Origin of the sequence: Oleiagrimonas sp., from assembly GCF_027858935.1 — a bacterium.
GTDB lineage: Bacteria > Pseudomonadota > Gammaproteobacteria > Xanthomonadales > Rhodanobacteraceae > Oleiagrimonas.
In genome coordinates this window covers 1-2,386 of record NZ_JAQIBU010000257.1, presented here as the reverse complement: position 1 = coordinate 2,386, position 2,386 = coordinate 1, and the positions used below count along the sequence as shown (strand labels likewise).

Here is a 2,386-nt window from a genome sequence, read left to right as displayed (position 1 = left end):
ATTGGCATCCTTGATCGCATGGATGCTCACGCCGTACTGCTGCGCAATGCCCGAGAGCGTCTCGCCGTTGCTGACCTTGTGCAGGTCCTGGGTGTCGGCGTCGGCGGACAGCGTGGATGGCTTCGAGGCATCGCTGCGTTTCATCGCGACCTGGACGCCGTGCTTGCGTGCCCATTGCGCGGCGAACCAGGTGCTGTGGGGCGGCGTGGTGCGGAAGTACCCCTCGACACCGGTCATGATCGCGTGCGCCATCTTTTCGCGATAGCTGGGTGAACGCAGGACCACGAAATTGGCATGCTGCACCTTCCGTTTGTACAGCGGGATGATGCCCTTCAGCGCGCCCAATACGTCATGTCCGACCTCACGGCTGGCATGCATGCTGGCGCCCTGCGACAGATCCAGAAGCACTGCGGCCAGGGTATGGCTCTTGTTGTCCAGCGACACACCACCGACCAGGTCGGAGGCGTTCTCGCTGTGCGCCAGCCAGCGTCCGGCTTCGCTCTCCTTGCCGTGCGTGGACAGGACCCAGACCGAGGCACCGCGCGCATCGCAGTGGTGCGGACAGGAATTGGCATGGATGGACACAAACAGATCGGCCTTGTGTTCGCGCGCCATCTCGAAACGTTTTTCCAGCGGCACATAATAGTCGCCGGTGCGGGTCAGCATCGCCTTCATGCCCGGCTGCTTGTCGATCAGTGCGGCCAGACGCTTGGCGATGGCCAGGGTCACGGTCTTTTCGTACAGGCCATTGGGACCACGCGCGCCGACATCCTTGCCGCCATGACCGGGATCCACTGCGACCAGTACCTTGCGCTCGCCGACCGGCGCAGTCTGCCGTGCGGCCACGCTCGCGGCCTGCCCGGGCGCGGCCATGTCCAGCACCAGGCGATAGCCCATGCCACCGGATGGTTCCAGCAGGAAACTCTTCGGCTGCACACTGGACTTCATGTCCAGCACCACGCGCAGACCGTGCTTGCCATGACGACCAACACGCACATCCTGCATCAGTCCGGTTGCGCCGGGCGCGTCGAACGCGCCTTCCAGGTGCGCATCGGCAAAATCCAGGACCACGCGATCGGGATTTTTCAACTGGAACAGCTTGGGATCGGCCGGACCCGACAGGTCGAACACCGCGCGGGTGTGGTTTTCGGTGTCGGACACGCGCATGTTCTTCACGCTGATCGGCGAGCCGGCGTGCGCCGGCCACGCCGGGGCCAGCGCAATGCAGAGCATCAGCAAAGGTAGGAACATGTGCCGCATGGTGGGTTTAATACCCCACTTGCGCGCTCGACGCAAGGGTCTTTTCCCTTTTGAATCCGTAACCTGTGGGCACTTTGTCAGAAGTTACCTTCGGACTCGGAAGTTGCACCGGACGCCTCTTCCGACATACTTTCCTTTTATTTACAAACACTTAATGAACCGAGCACCTGCCGACCCCGGTCGCTTGCCGCCTCCATCCGCATACTGCGCGAGGTCCCCTCGTGCTGCAGAGAAAGGTTCAGATCCGATGGCGGCAACGCGCCGGCGCCCCGTTCGGGCCACTCCACCAGCACCAGGGACTGCGGATCGGACAAGGCGTCCAGCCCCAGCCATTCCAGCTCGCCCGGATCGGCGATGCGATACAGGTCCAGGTGCCAGGCCGGCCGGCCATCGACCAGCATGTACGGCTCGACCAGACTGTAGGTCGGGCTCTTGATCCGTTCACCGGCGCCCAGGTGCCGCAGCAGAGCTCGCGCCAATGAGGTCTTGCCTGCGCCGAGGTCGCCATGCAGGTAGACCACCAGACCCTGGCCCTCGCAGGCAGCGGCTAGCTGCCGCCCGAAGGCATCGGTGGCCGCGGCGTCGGCCAGATGCAGCGTCATGGCGTCATTCAGGACTGGCATTGACCGACTCGCGCAAGGGAAGCAGGAGATCCGAGGCCAACAGGCCACGTTCACCGCCGTGCGCCGCGCCTCTGTCACCCGCACGTGCATGCAGGCCGACACCCATGCAGGCTGCGTCCAGGGCCGAAAGTCCCTGGGCCATCAGCGCAGCGATCACACCGGTCAACAGGTCCCCCATACCGCCGGAAGCCATCCCCGGATTGCCCCAGGGGCAGACCGATACCTGTCCATCGGGCGAAGCGATCAGGCTTCCGGCACCCTTCAGCACCACGCAGGCCTGATGGCGCTCGGCCAGCGCACGCACTGCGGCGAAGCGGTCCGACTGGATGGCAGCGATATCGGTCGCAAGCAAGCGCGCCGCTTCGCCAGGGTGCGGCGTAAGCACGCAGCCGTGGGGCAGCGCGCGCGCGCGTGCGGCCAGCAGGTTCAGTGCATCGGCATCCACCACCACCGGGAGTTGGCGCGAAAGGGCCGCCTCCCAGACAGCGCGCCCCCATTCGCCC

Annotated in this window: 3 protein-coding genes; all 3 read right to left on the bottom strand. The window is 65.0% G+C overall.

Annotated features, from left to right (window positions below; all coding sequences use genetic code 11):
• On the bottom strand, nucleotides 1-1,251 hold a 1,251-nt coding region (locus PF446_RS09450), incomplete at its 3' end, for an N-acetylmuramoyl-L-alanine amidase (protein WP_298071177.1).
• A gap of 146 nt (nucleotides 1,252-1,397) precedes the next feature.
• Complete coding sequence (gene tsaE / locus PF446_RS09445) at nucleotides 1,398-1,862, bottom strand: tRNA (adenosine(37)-N6)-threonylcarbamoyltransferase complex ATPase subunit type 1 TsaE (RefSeq protein WP_298071176.1); 465 nt, start codon at nucleotides 1,860-1,862, stop codon at nucleotides 1,398-1,400.
• 4 nt (nucleotides 1,863-1,866) lie between these two features.
• Nucleotides 1,867-2,386: NAD(P)H-hydrate dehydratase (locus PF446_RS09440; protein ID WP_298071175.1), on the bottom strand; the 520-nt coding region annotated here is incomplete at its 5' end.

Excerpts from the sequence above, each read along its gene's own strand:
- tsaE (WP_298071176.1), bottom strand. The coding sequence starts at position 1,862 with ATGACGCTGCATCTGGCCGACGCCGCGGCCACCGATGCCTTCGGGCGG.